This is a genomic window from Bacteroides reticulotermitis JCM 10512 (assembly GCF_000517545.1).
GTDB lineage: Bacteria > Bacteroidota > Bacteroidia > Bacteroidales > Bacteroidaceae > Bacteroides > Bacteroides reticulotermitis.
The window spans coordinates 163834-181852 of the sequence record NZ_BAIV01000004.1; the positions used below are offsets into that span (position 1 = coordinate 163834).

Genomic DNA, 18019 nt, shown 5'->3' on the forward strand with positions numbered 1-18019 from the left:
TCGAATACTTGTTTCCGCTTCCTGTCCGTTCGTACGTGAGAAGCCTTAAAATGTAATCACTCCGTCGGTATCGATAGCCTCTTCGGTAGCTTCTTCCTCTTCAAGAGCGGCTTTCGTCTTAATCTTGGTGAGCGTCGTCTTGTCACGCAGATAAGTCGCTGAATCTTCTACCATGGCGATGATGTCATCGTTATCAAGATCTTCGGCATTAAAGAGATAAACGTGGCGGCGTCTGCGGATATTCTTACTTCCGATTCCGCTGGCGCTTTCTCCGTAGGCTTTGCGAATCCGTTCTTTGTTCTTTTCTTTCTCTTCTTCAAGCAGCAATTGGCGTTCTTCTTCTTCCTGGCTGCGAGCTTCGTGCAAGCTGTCCATGCCCGGAACGTCTTCTACGCCAAATCCGGTAGCAAGTACCGTGATCTTTACGTTTCCTTCCAACGATGGGTCCATAGCTACCCCCCAGATAACTTCTACTCCCTCGCGGAACTTGCTCATGAATTCGTGAACTTCGTTCATCTCCTCCATCATTAGTTCGGAGGTAGGGCAGAACGATACATTCAGCATAACTTTCTTGGCATTGAAGATATCGTTGTTGTTCAGTAGTGGAGAGTGTAGTGAATCGTCGATGGCTTTCGTAACTCGACTATCGCCTTCGCCAAATCCGGTACTCATGATTGCTACGCCGCCATCCTTTAAGATCGTTTTCACGTCAGCGAAGTCCAGGTTGACCGTACCGCGCATGGTGATGATTTCAGCAATACTTTTGGCTGCGATAGACAATGTATCATCCGCCTTACCAAAGGCATTCATGAAAGTTAGATCCGAGTAGATCTCGCGCAAGCGTTCGTTGTTGATGACGAGTAGCGCATCTACGTGTTGGGCAATGCGTTCGACACCGTCAAGTGCCTGAATAATTTTCTTTTCGCCTTCAAAGATAAAGGGGATGGTGACAATACCAACAGTCAGTATATCCATTTCTTTGGCAATACGGGCGATGACAGGGGCAGCTCCTGTACCTGTTCCTCCTCCCATACCTGCAGTGATAAACACCATTTTTGTTCCATCATTGAGCAAACTTTTGATGTCATCGATGCTCTCCTCAGCTGCGTCTCGTGCCCGTTCCGGTCGATTACCAGCTCCAAGCCCTTGCGTGATGCTCCGTCCCAATTGCAGTTTGATCGGCACGGGAGATTCGGCCAGTGCCTGATTGTCCGTGTTACAGAGAACGAATGTTACGTCATGTATGCCTTCCCGGTACATGTGGTTTACGGCATTACCTCCACCTCCACCTACGCCGATCACTTTGATGATCTTCGGTGAATCAGTTGGGAAATCGAATTGTACTATCTCGTCCATATCTTATAGAATTATGAATTACGAATTAAGGGTTATTTCATATCGTCGTCGGAGAAGATCTCCTTCGTCAACGAATCTATTTTGCGTTGTAGCCAGCTAGGGCCTGCGTTCTTCTTCGCTTCTTTTTTCGCCTCCTCTTTGGCTATTCTGGCTTCCTCTTTGGCAGCTCTGGCGGCGGCTCTGGCTACTTTATCTTCTTCCTCCTTTTGTTTGCGGGCAATCTCACTCTGTCTTCTCAGTTCTTCGTCATTCTCGAACATATCCGCCGGTTTGTTGAAGACCTCCGGATCTATTTTCGGAGCCATGCGGGGTGCCACTTCCGTCAGGCAGCAATTCTGATTGCCTTCAAACAGTAAACCGAAAATCGTATTTTGCGAACCGTCCTTTTTGAGCAACTCGCTGGGAGCATGTACGGTGTTGCGCGGTGATTTAGCGATACGTGTCTTTTCGACTTTGGCACGCCTGCGCAATACTTCATCGAGGTTTTTCAATGCTGAACCACCTCCGGTCATCACAATGCCGGCCAGTAACTTATCGTCATATCCTGACAATTGGATCTGGTTCCATACGTTGGCAACGATCTCCTCGGCACGAGACTCTACGATATTATTCAGTCCGTCTTGTTCGATTGTCTGATTCTCGTCGGATAATGTGCAGAGAGCCGGTTCTTCGTTCTCCTCTTCTTCGTAGAGCGCATCTCCGTAGGTTATCTTCAAGCGTTCGGCCTCTTCTTCTTCCAATTGCAAAGATGTAATATCATGCGTGATGCTATTACCTCCCAATGGCAATACAGTCAGGAAGCGAAGAATGTTATTTTTGTAGACTGAGACAGTAGTCGTATCCGCTCCGAAGTCAACCAGCGCACAGCCGGAACGACGCTCGCTCTCGGTCAGGACAGCATTTGCGGTAACCAGCGGGGCAATTAGTAAATCGGCAATATCGATACGAGCCTGGGCAAAACAGTTCTCCAGATTCTTCTTCACAGACGAACGGGCAACAATGTTCAGGAACCGGGCTTCGATGTGATTGCCGATCAGTCCGATCGGGCTGGCCTGCAAGATATTCCCTACCTTATACTCCTGGGGGGCTACATCTAGTATATCCATATCGACAACCGGAATGGCAATATTCTCGTCACCAATGGAGTTGACAAGTTCTTCGGTAATCTTAGTTTCCTCCTCAAGTTCACGGCTGATAACGTTGCGTACTGTACGGAGCGACTGTCCGCCGATTCCCACATAAACCCTGGCTATTGAATTCTTTAGTTCACCTTCCAGTTGGTTGATGATCGATGTCAGGCTCTGGGCGGTTCTATCCAGATTGAAAACCACTCCTTTACGGATGAATGTTGAAGAGTCCTCTTGAGCATAGGCTAATATTTGCATACTCCCGTCACTACTCTTTCTTCCGGCCACACCGGTTATCTTCGATGAACCCAGTTCAATAGCGGCGATAAATTCTGTTGTTGCCATATCTTTCTTATTTTTTTATTGTTCCCGTTTCGTACAAATAATCTGATTATTGAACTCCAGATTGATGCGCGAATATTTATTCCAACCCACCTGGTTCAATCCTTTTTCATAGAATATCTTCAGGCGATCCAGCTTTTCTTCAAAGTTTTCCAGCTTGCCCAGATAGACAATATGGTCGCCTACCCGCGGCACCAATTCCACCGTATGGTCGGGTAAAACGTTTACTTGTTCTATCTGCGCATCCCAGAACTTATTGTTCTGCAAAAATACACCAAACTTATATAAATCCTTCATTGCAAACGACTTTTCTACATTTCCGGTGACCACGACCCGGTGCGCTATACATTTTGCTTCGGGTGGCATGATCGTACTTTTGTTGTCGACATAGTAGTTTTCTCCGTTTGCACTCATCACTCTGAGTATGGGGATGCGCTGTGTAACCTCTATGCGTACTTTGCCACTGGGCGTTTTGTAACACTCCGCTTCATCGATCAACGGGTGTTTAGACAATTCTCTTTCGAGAGATTTGACAGAAATACGCTCCATTTTCTTTCCCACCGGATTGATTCCCTTCTTTTCGAGAAGGCCTTTTACTTCATTTTGGGTGATGAAACCGGCATAGGCAGTATCCTTGATAATCAAATCCAGGTCATGGCAGGTCTGATGAGCAGGCTTGCGATTAAAGGCCGTAATAGCTACGCAGAGGTAGGCTATAAGGACCAGCATGACAATGAATAGAAGGATTCTTTTTAGCATATACGTTATCGGTTTGCGAGTATTTTACATAGTTCGGGAGCGTAGTTATCAATATCGCCGGCTCCCAAGGTTATTAATACTTCAATGTTTTTATCTTTCAAAATGTTCAAAATTTCTTCTTTTTTGCACATACTCTTCTCGATTCCCGGTCGCAGGTTGTCATAAATCAACTTGCTGGTGACTCCGGGTATAGGCTCTTCACGTGCCGGATAAATGTCTATCAGGATTACTTCGTCGGCTAGCGAAAGGCTATCGGCAAACTCCCGGTAGAAGTCACGTGTGCGTGTGAAAAGATGCGGTTGGAAGACAGCCGTAATCTTCTTGTCCCGGTACAACTCGCGGATAGACAGCAAACTCTGTTTGACTTCCGAAGGGTGGTGTGCATAGTCGCTCAGAAAGACCAGACGATCAGTTTTGATCTTAAAGTCAAACCGGCGATCTACTCCCCGGAAACTAGCCATGCCTCGTTTAATCTCTTCGTCGGTAACCCCGTTTAAATGCGCCAAGGCCATTGCCGCTACTCCGTTTTCGATGTTGATACTTACCGGAACTCCTAGTTGGATATCATTGATACGCGTGTCCGGAGCAACAAAGTCGATGAAAATCTCTCCGTTACCAATGCGTATGTTCTCTGCATGAAAGTCCCCTTCATCCCTTGAATAGGTAAATACACGTACGCCTTCTTGCACTTTTGGTTTTAGTGAGACCCCCTTGCGGATAATCAAAGCTCCACCCGGTTGAATCAGAGTCGTATAATGTACAAAACTCTCGAGGTACGCTTCTTCCGTTCCATAGATGTCAAGATGATCGGGGTCGGTAGCTGTGATTACCGACATATACGGTGACAGCCAGTGGAAAGACCGGTCGAACTCATCCGCTTCGATAACTGTATACGGGCTTTTCTGCGAAAGCAGTAAGTTAGTGCCGTAATTTTTGGAAATACCACCTAGGAAAGCGGTACACTCCACATGTGACTGATGCAATAAATGTGCAGCCATTGTAGAAGTCGTTGTCTTTCCATGTGTACCTGCCACACAAAGCCCCTTGCTCGCATGCGTAATGCTACCTAACACTTGCGCACGCTTTTGGATTGCAAATCCGTTTTCGCGGAAGTAAACCAACTCGGCATGTTCATGTGGAACGGCGGGCGTCAGTACAACCAGTGTGTTCGCTTGATCCTTACATGCTTCGGGAATGAGGGCTACATTTTCCTCGAAATGTATTTGCGCACCTTCGGCAATCAAGCTTTCGGTCAATGGAGTAGGTGTGCGGTCATATCCGGCCACGACTTTGCCTTTCGACAGGAAATAACGTACCAACGCACTCATGCCGATACCGCCGGCACCTACAAAATAGACAGATTTTATGGTTTCAATATTCATTGTTTTCATTCTTTCTTTGGGGGACTTCATTAATTTTCTGTTTACTATCGGCCTGACTTCTCTGCCAACTGAATCACTTCCTGAGCGATGATACGAGCCGAGTCCGGTAATGCCAATTGAGCGATATGCTCACTCAGGGCCTGTAGCTTCGCCGGTTCGTTGACCACATCCAGGGCTACTTGCAGGAGTTTATGCTCCGCTTCGCTATCCTTCACATAGATAGCCGCCTGTTTGTCGACTAGCGCCAGTGCGTTTTTAGTCTGGTGATCTTCTGCCACATTGGGTGAAGGAACAAGAATAACAGCTTTATGCAACAGGCAGAATTCGGATATTGACCCTGCTCCTGCACGGGAGATTACGAGATCGGCCGCCGCATAAGCCGAAGCCATATCTTTAATAAAGTCCGAAACATACAAGTTCGGAATTTCGCCCGCTGCGCGGACAGCTTCCATTACCTGCTTATGATAGTACTTGCCGGTCTGCCAGATAAACTGAACATCACTATTCGCTTGGATGACAGATAAACCGGCTGTCAATGTATCGTTAATCGTGCGAGCTCCCAAACTTCCGCCTACTACCAGGATTGTTCTTTTACCCGGTTGCAGCCCGAATGTGCGGAGTGCTTCTTCTTTTGCAGGCATCCCTTTTGTCAGGTTCTGACGTACCGGGTTGCCAGTCATGATAATCTTATCCGCCGGAAAGAACTTTTCCATGCCTTCGTAAGCTACACAAATCTTTCGGGCCTTTTGTGCCAACAGTTTATTGGTCACCCCGGCATAGGAGTTCTGTTCCTGAATCAGTGTCGGTACTCCCATCATTCCCGCAGTCTTTAGAGTCGGGCCGCTGGCATAACCTCCAACGCCTACTGCGACCTGCGGGCGGAACTTCCGAATGATGCTGCGGGCTTTCCACTGGCTACGTGCCAATTTAACCAGCACCGCGAAGTTTTTCCACAAGTGTTTACGGTCGAATCCCGCAATGGGCAGACCTATTATTTCGTAACCGGCATCGGGTACACGTTGCATCTCCATTCTGCCTTCTGCTCCTACAAACAGAATTTGGGCATCCGGACGAAGCTCCTTGATGGCATTGGCAATAGAAACCGCCGGGAAGATATGTCCTCCTGTACCTCCGCCGCTGATGATGATTCTCAGCGCTTTCTTCCCATTCCCGTCTGGGGCAAGGGACGAATTGTTGCTTTCGAGTGTGTGCATATTCTCTTTCACTTCATTATATATTCGTCTACAAACTACTCAAACTTCTCGTCGCTGTTCAACACCTCGGCAGTAGGTTCGGCACCTAACTGTCCAACTGGATTCTCCGCTCCGGTCGTTATTTGTAGCTGTAGCTGTGCATCATGTTCTTTTTGCTCTTCCAATTGCGCGGTGTATCGGCTGACACTTAAAATCATACCAATATACGCACAGTTGATGAGCGTACTTGTTCCTCCCTTACTGATAAGTGGGAGTGGTTGTCCGGTGACGGGGAAAAGTCCGACTGCCACCATCATATTCAATATAGCCTGCGAGACCAGCAACAGGGCGATGCCCATGACCAGAAACGCTGGGAAAGTTCGTTCACACTTCTGCGCGATACGTCCCGCTCGCATCAATAGCCACAGGTATAGGAAAACCACAAATATACCTCCAATCAATCCCATCTCCTCAATGACGATGGCGAAGATAAAGTCGGAGAAGGCCTGACTCAGAAAGTCGCGCTGTACCGAGTTGCCCGGTCCTTTACCCACCACATTGCTCGTTGCAATGGCAATACGTGCGTGTGCGATCTGTGCGTCTTTGTCGATGTCGAATTTGGCGGCTGGCACCTCTTCATTATCAAAGAACTCCTTGATGCGGTTCTGCCAAGTCTCTGCACGGTGTAGTCCCGGTGTAGTCCGGAATGTCTTTACGGGCGTAAATAGGATTACGGTGATAGCAAGTGTTGCAAGTAATATCAATGTGCCGGTTAGCATCAGTAGCTTTTTCGAGGATACTCGCCCGATGCACATCATTAAAAAAACTACGCCAAACAACAACATGGCTGTTGACAAGTTCTCCGGAGCAATTAGTAGAATCACAAGCCCAGCCACAAGCATGATGTACTTGAACGCTTTCGGGTTCGCTCCGTCCTCATCCTGCCTTTTCGACAAGATAAACGAAACAGCGATAATGACCGCCATCTTCGCCAACTCGGAAGGTTGGAACTGTAAACCCATGAAAGTCATCCAGCGGGCGGCTCCATTTATACGGTCGCCTGTGATGATACCCATTAGCGTGACAAACGCCAACAAAACAATCGAAATCGGATATAGAAATACCGGAAATACCTGGAACCATCTATAGCGGATGTTATGCATTAGCACCACGACTAAAGCCCCTATCATTAGAATGATTGAGTGCTGCGTGATCGGTCCCCAGTGATCGCCACTTTTATACGTTAGCGTTGATGCTGCCGAAAATACCTCAACGATAGAGATAAGACAGAGGCAGAGGAAAATAATCCAGATAACCTTATCGCCTTTGAATATGTTCTTTAATAAATCCACGCTACTTAGTTGTTTCTTGTTTTATAATTCAGTCACGTATTTCTTAAACTGCTCGCCACGATCCTCATAGCTCGTGAATAAGTCGAATGAAGCACAACACGGGCTAAGCAAAACTGTTTCGCCTTTCTTTGCCAGTTTATACGCGGCCTCGACAGCATCCTGCATACCCGTGTTTACATCGGCAACCGGCAAGCCGAAGCGGTCGAAGAACTCGTGTAATTTCTCGTTGTGAAGTCCCAGATACACAAGTGCCGAGCACTTTTCGCGTACCAAGTCTTCTATTTCGGTATAATCGTTTCCCTTATCCTTGCCACCAATAATAAGTACAGTCTTGGTAGTCATACTCTGTAGCGCATACCAGCAAGAGTTGACGTTCGTAGCTTTTGAATCGTTGATGAAATCAATGCCCCGTACACGTGCTACTTTCTCAAGGCGATGTTCCACTCCTTTGAAGTCGGACAAAGCCTTGCGGATATTCTCATTGGTGATACCGGCCAGATTAGCAGAGATACCTGCTGCCAGCGAATTATAAAGATTATGCTGTCCCGTCAAGGCCAATTCCTCCTGTTCCATATTGAATGCGAGCGGTTCGGTGATTTTCACTTCATGATCTTCCACATATGCGATAGCACCTTCCTCTTTCACTGCGGCAAAGGGGTATAAATGCGCTTTCAAACCGTGTTTGGCCAGCTCATGCTTGATGATCGGGTCATCGTTCCAAAAGATAAAAGCATCTTCGGGAGTCTGGTTCTGCGTGATACGGAACTTCGCGTCTACGTAATTCTGCATGCAATGATTATACCGGTCCAGGTGATCCGGGGTAATATTCATCAATACCGCAATGTTGGCGCGGAAGTTATACATATTATCCAATTGGAAGGAACTCAGCTCGATGATGTAATAGTCGTGATGATCTTCGGCTACCTGCAAGGCCAAGCTCTTACCAATATTACCCGCTAAGCCTACATTCAGGTTCGCGCTTTTAAAAATATGGTAAATCAGTGAAGTGGTTGTCGTTTTTCCGTTCGATCCGGTGATACAAATCATTTTAGCATCTGTATACCGTCCGGCAAACTCTATCTCTGAGATGATTGGAGTACCTTGTTCTTTCAGTTTCAGCACGATCGGAGCTTCATTCGGTATGCCGGGGCTTTTAATCACCTCGTCGGCATTAAGAATGAGTTCTTCGGTATGATGTCCTTCTTCCCAGGCAATAGCGTGGCTGTCAAGGAGAGATTTGTATTTATCCTTGATGGCCGACATATCCGAGACAAACGTTTCGAATCCTTTTACTTTGGCAAGCACAGCAGCACCTGCTCCGCTTTCGCCTGCTCCTAATATTACAATTCTTTTCATTCCTAATCATGTGCGATAAAGTCCAATAAGTTGGGTGATAGCGCACATCGCTAAAAGTTAATAATCAAATTTATACTCTCAAATACTACTGATTCCCACTTGAAAGAAAGAATCAGGCGCCGATCTTCTGTCGGCTTATCTTATCTTCAATGTTATAATCGTTATCGCAGCCAGTACAATTGTGACGATCCAGAAACGAATGGTGATTTTGGATTCGTGAAACAACTGGTCCGGCTTGCTGAATTTCACGCTACATCCCGGTTCGATGATGCTCATCGATGTGCGGAAGTGGTCGTGAATGGGCGTTCGTTTAAACAAACGCTGCTTTTTGCCTTTTCGTTTTCCCGCTTTGTAATAGAAACGCTGCAAGATGACCGATAAATTCTCCACCAGAAAGATACCGCACAGTATCGGTATCAGTAACTCTTTGTGGATGGTAATTGCGAATACGGCAATGATACCACCGATTGTCAAGCTACCCGTGTCACCCATAAAGACCTGAGCCGGATAGGCATTGTACCACAAGAAACCGATCAGTGCCCCGATAAAGGCGCATATATAAATAACCAGTTCCTCGGAACCGGGAATATACATAATATTCAGGTATTGGGCAAACTCAAGATGCGAGGATACATAAGCCAGCACACCTAGTGTAGCTCCGATTATGGCCGAGTTACCAGCCGCCATACCGTCCATTCCATCATTCAGGTTTGCTCCGTTGGAAACAGCCGTCACAACGAAAATTGTGATAATGACAAACAAGATCCATCCGGCTGTTTGCGCATGTTCACCCATAAAGGAAACCAGATCCGAATAATCGAGGTTGTTACTTTTGAAGAAGGGGATCGTTGTTTGCGTCGACTTTAAATCGTTCGTACCATGTATAACCTCCATCTCCTGGCCGGGTTTATGAATCTCGATGTTCTCACGGATCACCACGCTCGGACTGAGATACAACGTCAATCCGACAATGAGTCCTAGCCCGACCTGTCCGATGATTTTAAACTTCCCGTGCAGGCCTTCTTTATCTTTCTTGAATATCTTAATATAATCGTCGGCGAATCCCAATGAACCCAGCCACACCGTAGTGATCAACATCAAGATCATGTAGGTGTTATGTAATTTCCCCAATAGGAGGGAAGGGATTAGAATAGCCACAATGATGATGACCCCGCCCATACTCGGAACCCCCACTTTGCTGACTCCGAACGGATCGATTTTGGCATCACGCTGTGTCTCCGTAATCTGCTTTCTTTTGAGTAGATTGATGAACTTGTCACCCCAGATGCTCGAGATGAGCAAAGATAGGATAACGGCCATCAGAGCACGGAATGAAGTGTAACCGAACATACCCGCTCCGGGAAAATTAAGCTTATGAAGCCATTCAAACAGATAGTATAACATAATTATCCAAATATTTCTTTTAGTACCTCCTTATCATCAAAATGATGTTTCACTCCCTTGATCTCCTGATAATTCTCGTGGCCCTTACCGGCAACCAGAATCACATCTCCTTTTTCAGCCAGCATACAAGCTGTACGGATCGCTTCTTTGCGGTCGGCAATGCTGAGTGTCTTTTTCATATCCTCTGCATCCAATCCGGCCAACATATCTTTGATGATATCCTGCGGTTCCTCGAAACGAGGGTTGTCTGATGTGATAATGACCCGGTCGCTGGCTTTCGCAGCCTCCTTAGCCATTAGCGGGCGTTTGCCCTTATCGCGGTTACCGCCGGCACCTACTACGGTGATTATCTTACCTTGTCCTTCGAGAACGCCGTGAATCGCGTTCAGTACATTGATGAGTGCGTCCGGTGTATGCGCGTAGTCGACGATGGCAGTCACGCCTTCGGCCGAACGAATGGATTCGAAACGTCCGGCAACCGGATGCAGTGTGCTGAGAGCTATCAACACCTCCTCCTCTTTCTTGCCAAGCAAGACCGCAGCTCCGAATACAGCCAGCAGATTGGAAGCGTTGAACTTACCGATAAACTGAACTGCGAGTTCGTGATTGTTGAAGTCGAGTAACATTCCCTCGAAGTGTGATTCCAACAAGCGGCCTTTAAAGTCGCACAGACTTCTTAGCGAATAGGTGTAGACCTTCGAACGTGTGTTCTGAGTCATAACCAAACCGTTCTTATCGTCCAGGTTGGTCAGGCTGAAAGCATTCTTCGGCATATCGTCGAAAAACTTTTTCTTCGCTTTCAGGTAGTTCTCTACCGTTTTATGATAATCGAGGTGGTCGCGTGTCAGGTTGGTAAAGATACCTCCGGCGAAAATGAGCCACTGATTCGTTTCTGTGCGATGGAGTGTGAACTGACTTCCATAAAGACATACTTGCAGCCGGCATCCGCCATCTCGCCCAGCAACCGATTCAAAGTAATCGGGTCTGGTGTGGTATGTTCGGTTGGAATCGGTTGGTCGTCAATGTAATTGCATACGGTTGAGATCAATCCCGTTTTATAACCGAAATAACGGAAGGTATTATATAATAAGGTAGCGATTGTTGTTTTGCCGTTTGTTCCGGTAACTCCGACCAACTCCAGTTTGGAAGTCGGGTTCCCGTAAAACGTCGTAGCCACCTTGCCTACTGCACTTTCACTATCCTTCACCTGAATGTATGTGATTCCGGTAACTAATTCTTCCGGCAAATCCTCACAAAGAATGGCAACTGCCCCTTTCTCGATGGCTGTTGGGATATACGCATGCCCATCGGTTTGCGTACCGCGCATGGCCATAAACAAATGTCCGGGCGCTACCTGACGAGAGTCAATGTTGACTCCGGTTATCTCTATATCCGAATTTCCGGTCACCTGTACCGGTTGGATTGCTTTTAGTAATTCGTTTAATAACATCGTTTTACTTTCTAAAATTCGTTATTCATTAATTGGCCATTATCAAGGTAATCGGCTGCCCCTTCTTGACTACTGTCCCGTTGGCAATCGATTGACTTTTTACTTTTCCTACTCCCTCCAGACGAACTTTCAGTCCTTTGCTCTCCAGTAGGTAAACCGCATCTTTCGCACCCATACCTACAACGCTCGGTACAAAGTTCTGCATGATGCCTCGACTTTCCAAAATCACCGCTTGCGGTGCCGGGTGCGTGTTACCCCATACTTCTTTGCCTGAAGAGGAGATCTCGCCTTGCGACTTGATTTTCAGTTCATCCAACACATGCTTGGTCAGTCTCATTTCGCCGGCTTTCACGTCCGGAATAACAACCGTATTCGTGTCGATGGCGTTCGTCAGCGGGAGACGTAGGTCTTTCGCATACACTCTCTCTGCTATTTTGCTGAACACGCTTCCTGCCATTAACCCTCCCGATGCCGGGAGCCCCGGTTTCTGGATGGAAACAATCATGCTATATTTAGGCGCTTCAGAGGGGAAATACCCACAGAAGCTCACTAGGTAGTTCGTTCTTCCGGTTTTATATCCGGCGGCACCTTGTGAAACCTGTGCCGTACCTGTCTTGCCTGATACGTGGAACTGCTTGCTTCCGGCCGGTTTGGCAAGTCCTTCACCTACCACTTTCCGCAAGATCTCACGCATCTGTGCCAGTGTCTTGTCCGAACAGATCTTCGGATTGATCACTTCCGTTGGAAACTCTTTGATTATCTCACCGTCTTTTACTGCCGCTTTGACAAATCTCGGGCGTATCGATATCCCGTTGTTTGCAATGGCATTGTAGAATGTCAGCAGGTTGATCGGTGGGACTTGGGTCTCATAACCGATACTCATCCAGGGTAACGTTGTTTTAGCAAAGTACCGTTCTTTCGGTCCACGGATATTCGGTTTACCTTCACCGGCTATTTGTAGCTTAAGTGCTTGGTCGATACTCAACCGTTTCAACCCGTCAACAAACTTTTGGGGATTGCCGGAATAGTACTTATCGATGATGCTCGATACTCCGACGTTGGATGAGACCTCGAGTATCTCGGTTACCGTCAGATTGCCGTATCCGCCGCGGTGCCAGTTGTGGTCTTTCATCGGCCGGCCGTGCATCATTTTGACTCCGTTGCCTGTGTCAATGACATCGTTCGGTGTAATCTTCCCATCTTCCAGAGCTACCATGATCGAAGCGGTCTTGAATGTCGAACCCGGCTCCATCATATCGCTGATCGCGTTGTTGCGCACTTCATAATATTCTCCGTCCTTGCCCTGAGTCATGTTGACTATGGCCTTTACGTCTCCGGTAGCGACTTCCATCAGAACGACTACTCCGACTGTGGCGTTCAGTTCCTTCAATTTGTCGACCAATGCTTTTTCGCAGATATCCTGCATGCCTACATCGATACTTGTAATCAGGTCACAACCATCGACGGGGGGGATGTCGACGATGTTGAGGTATTTATTCATCACTTTCTGGCGATGCGTTACCCCATCACGTCCTTTCAAGATGGTGTCGAAAGCCAATTCGATTCCGTTTCTGGCACCTTTGGCCGTATCGGCATATACATCGCCGAGTGTACGCGTTGCCAATGAACCAAAAGGCTTTTTACGCTGATTGTAGCTAGCTCCTTGAAACCACCTTTGTAGCGATTGAGGGAAAATACCGGTAAACGTTTGACTTCCTTGTATTGGATGTACGAAATACGTTTCGGGTAAATCAGGTAGTTACGGCTTTTCGTCTGACGACCCTTCTTGAGATGCGCCTTGAATTGCCCCACGCTTCTATCAGGGAATATCTTATTGAGTCCGATACAAATAGAATCGAGGCTTGCTTTAAAGAGAGAGTCTCTTCGTGCCTGGTCTTTGATCCGGCGTTTATCGTCTTTTTCGCCGGACATGAAATCCATGTAAATTCGATATTCGGGCAGCGAGCTTGCCATCAGCTTGCCATCGGAAGAGATAATGTTACCCCGGTTGGGTTTCACTGTCACGTTCTCTTTTACGAAGCGATCAGCAACCTCCTGCCAGTATTGTCGTTCGGCAAACATCGTTATGCCTGCTTTTACTACAATAAACACCCCGATCAGCGCCATCAGTAAGATGACGATGAAGTAACGGGTCATTATTTTCTTTTTGTTGACTGCCACAATTCTTATCTGTTAAAACTCTCCAACCTACTTAATAAGGTAAGGTGGATTGGTAGAGGTTTGCAAATCACTTTCCTTACTCGAAATATAATCCTCAATGCGCGATTGACGACTCTTCTCCATTAACTCGGAGCTACGTGTCAATGCATCATATTTAATATCTATCAGTTCCTTTTTCAGCTGATCGATTTCGATCTGTTGCTGCTGACTGGCATACCGATTGTGGATGTAAAAGATAATAAGCACCATAATCAGTACCAGCAATCGAACTTGGCGACGGAAAAAATCCGTAGCCAAAATATCGCCTCCCAGAATACTCTTCCACGAGGTGCGGTTTTTCTTCTTGGTGGTTTCCTCTATCTTTTTATTTACTCCTGCTTCTTCCATATCTCAGTCCTTCCTCCTATTTCTTTTCCGCAATTCTAAGCTTGGCACTTCGTGATCTCGGATTGCGGGCTATTTCTGCTTCGTCCGGAATAATCACTCGGTTGTTCACCAATCGGAACGGAGCCTGTATGTTTCCGAAAAAGTCCTGTGTCATCTTTCCCTCCACATTGCCGGTCTTCATGATATTCTTCACCATCCGGTCCTCCAATGAGTGATAAGTGATGACAACCAGTCGTCCCCCGGGCTTCAATGCTTCGGTAGCCGCTTGCAACATCTCTTTGAGTGCGTCCATCTCCCGATTTACCTCAATGCGTAGCGCTTGGAATACTTTGGCCAATTCTTTTTTCTCTCTTTCGCGTCCGAAGAGCGGTTTGATTATTTCCAGAAACTCGCCGATCGTTTGAATCGGTTGCACGCTTCGGGTTTTCACGATAACAGAAGCTAACTTGCGGCTGTTCTTCAGTTCGCCATATAAGTAGAACAGGTCTGCCAGTCGTCCTTCCTCATACGTGTTGAGCACATCGGCTGCTGTGTCGCCGGCCCGTTTGTTCATACGCATATCCAATGCGCCGTCGAAGCGAAAAGAGAAACCTCGTTCGCTGTCGTCGAAGTGATGGGAGGAAACTCCCAAGTCGGCAAGTATGGCGTCCACCTCCTCGATACCGTGGTAGCGGAGGAAGTTGTGTAGGTAGCGGAAATTGCTGCGTACAAAGGTGAAGTGTGGGTTATCCACCAGATTGCGTTCGGCATCCTCGTCCTGATCGAAACCCAGTAGCGCCCGCCTGTACTGAGTCGCGACAGAATCTCGCGCGAGTGTCCACCTCCGCCGAATGTGACGTCTACATACACCCCGTCGGGGCGGATGTTCATGCCGTCAACACTTTCTTTCAGTAGCACAGGTACATGATATGTCAGCTCATCTTTCTCCATCTTCTCTATTATCATCATTCATAATTTCTTCCAGTGCTGAACCAAACTCTTCGGGCGACATGAACGGTTGTTCGGTTCGTTCCTTCGCCCAAATTTCGATTCTATTATCTACCCCAATGAAACGTATTTCATTGCGTATGCCGCAAATTTGCAGATACCGCTTAGGTATCAGTATGCGTCCGTTGCCATCGGGGGTAACTATTTCTACGTCGCTGACGAACTGCCTGAAAATGAGTTGGTGTTTACTGTTCCATTTGTTAAGTCTGCTGCGTAGCTCATTCAATTCTTCGTTCCAAACGCTTTCCGGATAAAGTGTCAGGCAGTCCTGGAATACGTCTTTGCGCATAATAAGCCTCTCCTCGGAGGCAGCTTGCAACTGCTTCCTGAAAGTGGCGGGAATGAACACTCTTCCTTTGACATCCGCCTTGGCTTCAATATTTCCCAAAAAACGTATCATTCACCTTAGTATATTAAACGGCTGTAAAATTAGGCATTTCCCCACAATTCCCCACTATAATGAACGAAAATCTTATAAATAAGTTTTCAACCGAATGTTAAAAGTCTATTTTGCTGAAAATGAGGCTATTGGGAGCCTCCGTTACGGTGGGGGATTCATATACGGTGAGATGATGATTGCCTTGTTCGGAAATTTCAAACTATCTAAGTCGCTTATGGGGGAAGAGAGTTTTCTGGTAAAGAAAGCTTAGCCTTGCTTTGAAGGCGTTTGACGAGGTTTGGTGGTGGAAATTAGTTGTTGGTGAAATTGCTTTCAGCTTTCAGTTTGTTGGGTAAGTGCCTTATTATGTGCTTGTTCATCCTGAAGGTAAAGCCGGAAGTGGTTTCATTCCTTTGACTCGCTCTTTTGTCGGATTTATTTCCTGATAACACCGGTGTCTCGGCTGCTCTTGCGGATGGAATAGGGGGTGGATCGGCTGGTATGGTTCAAAGAGCCAGACTTTTATTCAGTAGCCCAAGGCTGATTGGTGTCCAACTCAGGTCGGCCGATCGGCCAACTTAAGTCGGCTAATCAGCCAGCCCGGGTTGCTGCCGGAGAACTGCCTTGTCGGATGTTGCTTTTAGCTGTTTTATTATAGGGGTAAAATGAAAAAGTAGCAAGAAGAACGAGTCTGTCTTGCTACTTTAATAATTACACAACTAAAAACTGTACGAACTATTTAGTCTGAAATCGAGTTTGTGGTTATATGAAACCTTATCGGAAATCTTTCAATTCCCCCTGCAACTTCTGGCGGGTAAAGAATATACGACTTTTCACTGTGCCAAGCGGAAGATTGAGCTTCTCGGCTATTTCGCGGTATTTAAATCCGGAAACGTGCATGGCAAATGGAACTCGGTATTCTTTGGGAAGCGCATTCACTACCCGGTGCATCTCTTTTAAATCGTATGCTCTTTCGGTACTTTCGTAACTAGAATCTTGCGGCAGATTCAGGTGGTAGAGGTTTTCTGTCTGATCTACGAATGTCTGGTCACGAACTACTTTGCGGTAGTTGTTTATAAAGATATTGCGCATGATGGTATACATCCATCCCTTAAAATTTGTGTCGGGTGTATATTTCTCCTCATTATCAAGTGCTTTCAATGAGGTTTCCTGCAACAAATCGTTTGCTTCTTCGCGGTCGGTTGTCAGTTTATAAGCAAAACGGAGCAATTCATCTTGTACTCCTACTAAGTCTTTTCTGAAGCTTAAACTTTTCATAATCGTTGCTTTTAAAAAGTGGGTAATTCGTTTGTCTTTTTGACTGTGCAAATTTATGCCTTTTTCTAAACATTGGAGGGGTGGAATCAGACTTTATTTAGGGGGTAATCTATCAACTGACTATTTTTATACCCTTTTTGACCAATTTTGGGTGTTCCTTTTTTCCTCTGAAAGACATTATTCCTGCATTTTCTACTGATTTATTGCGATTAATTAAAAAGAACCGTTAATTTTGTGGCATCTTTTTTATTTGAAAAGAATGGCTGATGACTCTTTGTTTTTGATTGATGTTGATGGAATACTTCGAACTAAGGCTTCGAAGCACTACAAGTATATACCTAAGTTTGTTATCTCTTATTTGAAGAAAATCACTCACCAAGATGAACTCAATGTGTTCTTGGAAGAGTCGAAAGGTAAAGTCGGTGTAGACTTCCTCGAGGCTTGTATGGATTTTCTGGACGCTAAAGTCGATGTGAAGGGATTGGAAAACTTACCGGAGGATGGCTTGTACACTTTTGTTTCTAATCACCCGCTGGGTGGACAGGACGGAGTGGCGCTGGGCTATGTGCTTGGAAAACATTACGATGGAAAAGTGAAGTATCTGGTTAACGACTTGCTGATGAACTTACACGGATTGGCGCCGCTTTGTATTCCCATTAATAAAACGGGGAAACAGGCTAAAGACTTCCCCCGAATGGTGGAAAAAGGCTTCCAGTCCGACGATCAGCTGATAATGTTTCCTGCCGGACTTTGTTCAAGGCGTCAAAACGGTGTAATCAAAGATTTAGCGTGGAAGAAAACTTTCGTGGTGAAGAGTGTACAGGCACAACGAGATGTGGTTCCCGTACACTTCGGAGGAAGAAACTCCGATTTCTTCTATAATCTGGCAAATATTTGCAAGGCGCTGGGAATTAAGTTTAATATAGCCATGCTGTATCTGGCAGATGAAATGTTTAAGAATCGCCATAAAACTTTCACCGTTACATTTGGTAAGCCAATTCCCTGGCAGACTTTTGATAAGTCGAAAACCCCTGCCCAGTGGGCAGAGTACGTGAAAGATATTGTATATAAATTGTAAAAGGTAGA

General features: G+C 46.3%; 12 protein-coding genes and 3 pseudogenes. 1 reads left to right on the forward strand and 14 read right to left on the reverse strand.

Annotated elements, in window-relative coordinates; all coding sequences use genetic code 11:
• Window positions 1-45: 45 nt before the first annotated feature.
• The 14 genes and pseudogenes from ftsZ to JCM10512_RS03655 all read right to left on the reverse strand — a co-directional run bounded on the left by ftsZ (window position 46) and on the right by JCM10512_RS03655 (window position 16933).
• Window positions 46-1356 (reverse strand): cell division protein FtsZ, encoded by a 1311-nt coding sequence (gene ftsZ / locus JCM10512_RS03590; protein ID WP_044160471.1) that lies wholly within the window; start codon window positions 1354-1356, stop codon window positions 46-48.
• Window positions 1357-1388: 32 nt separating this feature from the next.
• Complete coding sequence (ftsA, locus tag JCM10512_RS03595; protein ID WP_044160473.1) at window positions 1389-2828, reverse strand: cell division protein FtsA; 1440 nt, start codon at window positions 2826-2828, stop codon at window positions 1389-1391.
• Between the two features lie 15 nt (window positions 2829-2843).
• A complete protein-coding gene (locus JCM10512_RS03600) occupies window positions 2844-3584 on the reverse strand; it encodes a cell division protein FtsQ/DivIB (RefSeq protein WP_044160475.1) in 741 nt (246 codons plus the stop codon).
• Between the two features lie 5 nt (window positions 3585-3589).
• Window positions 3590-4966 (reverse strand): UDP-N-acetylmuramate--L-alanine ligase, encoded by a 1377-nt coding sequence (murC, locus tag JCM10512_RS03605; protein WP_044160573.1) that lies wholly within the window; start codon window positions 4964-4966, stop codon window positions 3590-3592.
• 44 nt (window positions 4967-5010) lie between these two features.
• Window positions 5011-6180 carry an undecaprenyldiphospho-muramoylpentapeptide beta-N-acetylglucosaminyltransferase gene (murG, locus tag JCM10512_RS03610; protein ID WP_044160477.1) on the reverse strand — a complete coding sequence of 390 codons (1170 nt, stop codon included), beginning with the start codon at window positions 6178-6180 and terminating at the stop codon, window positions 5011-5013.
• A 35-nt stretch (window positions 6181-6215) separates the two neighbouring features.
• On the reverse strand, window positions 6216-7511 hold the full coding sequence (locus JCM10512_RS03615; RefSeq protein WP_044160479.1) for an FtsW/RodA/SpoVE family cell cycle protein: 1296 nt from the start codon (window positions 7509-7511) through the stop codon (window positions 6216-6218).
• A 21-nt stretch (window positions 7512-7532) separates the two neighbouring features.
• Window positions 7533-8867 carry a UDP-N-acetylmuramoyl-L-alanine--D-glutamate ligase gene (gene murD / locus JCM10512_RS03620; RefSeq protein ID WP_044160482.1) on the reverse strand — a complete coding sequence of 445 codons (1335 nt, stop codon included), beginning with the start codon at window positions 8865-8867 and terminating at the stop codon, window positions 7533-7535.
• Window positions 8868-9002: 135 nt separating this feature from the next.
• On the reverse strand, window positions 9003-10271 hold the full coding sequence (gene mraY, locus JCM10512_RS03625; protein ID WP_044160484.1) for a phospho-N-acetylmuramoyl-pentapeptide-transferase: 1269 nt from the start codon (window positions 10269-10271) through the stop codon (window positions 9003-9005).
• 2 nt (window positions 10272-10273) lie between these two features.
• Window positions 10274-11721: pseudogene (locus tag JCM10512_RS03630) on the reverse strand (UDP-N-acetylmuramoyl-L-alanyl-D-glutamate--2,6-diaminopimelate ligase).
• A 28-nt stretch (window positions 11722-11749) separates the two neighbouring features.
• Window positions 11750-13878, reverse strand: a pseudogene (locus JCM10512_RS03635) (penicillin-binding protein).
• A gap of 51 nt (window positions 13879-13929) precedes the next feature.
• Window positions 13930-14289 carry an FtsL-like putative cell division protein gene (locus JCM10512_RS03640; RefSeq protein WP_044160487.1) on the reverse strand — a complete coding sequence of 120 codons (360 nt, stop codon included), beginning with the start codon at window positions 14287-14289 and terminating at the stop codon, window positions 13930-13932.
• A gap of 16 nt (window positions 14290-14305) precedes the next feature.
• A pseudogene (gene rsmH, locus JCM10512_RS03645) lies at window positions 14306-15219 on the reverse strand (16S rRNA (cytosine(1402)-N(4))-methyltransferase RsmH).
• A complete protein-coding gene (mraZ, locus tag JCM10512_RS03650) occupies window positions 15206-15676 on the reverse strand; it encodes a division/cell wall cluster transcriptional repressor MraZ (RefSeq protein ID WP_044160489.1) in 471 nt (156 codons plus the stop codon). Before mraZ ends, rsmH begins: the two are co-directional and overlap by 14 nt.
• A 753-nt stretch (window positions 15677-16429) precedes the next feature.
• Window positions 16430-16933, reverse strand: coding sequence for an RNA polymerase sigma factor (locus tag JCM10512_RS03655; RefSeq protein WP_044160575.1), 504 nt, complete (start codon window positions 16931-16933; stop codon window positions 16430-16432).
• A gap of 259 nt (window positions 16934-17192) precedes the next feature.
• Here JCM10512_RS03655 and glsA point away from each other — a divergent pair, with 259 nt between their 5' ends.
• A complete protein-coding gene (gene glsA / locus JCM10512_RS03660; RefSeq protein ID WP_044160491.1) occupies window positions 17193-18011 on the forward strand; it encodes a lyso-glycine lipid O-acyltransferase GlsA in 819 nt (272 codons plus the stop codon).
• Window positions 18012-18019 lie beyond the last annotated feature (8 nt).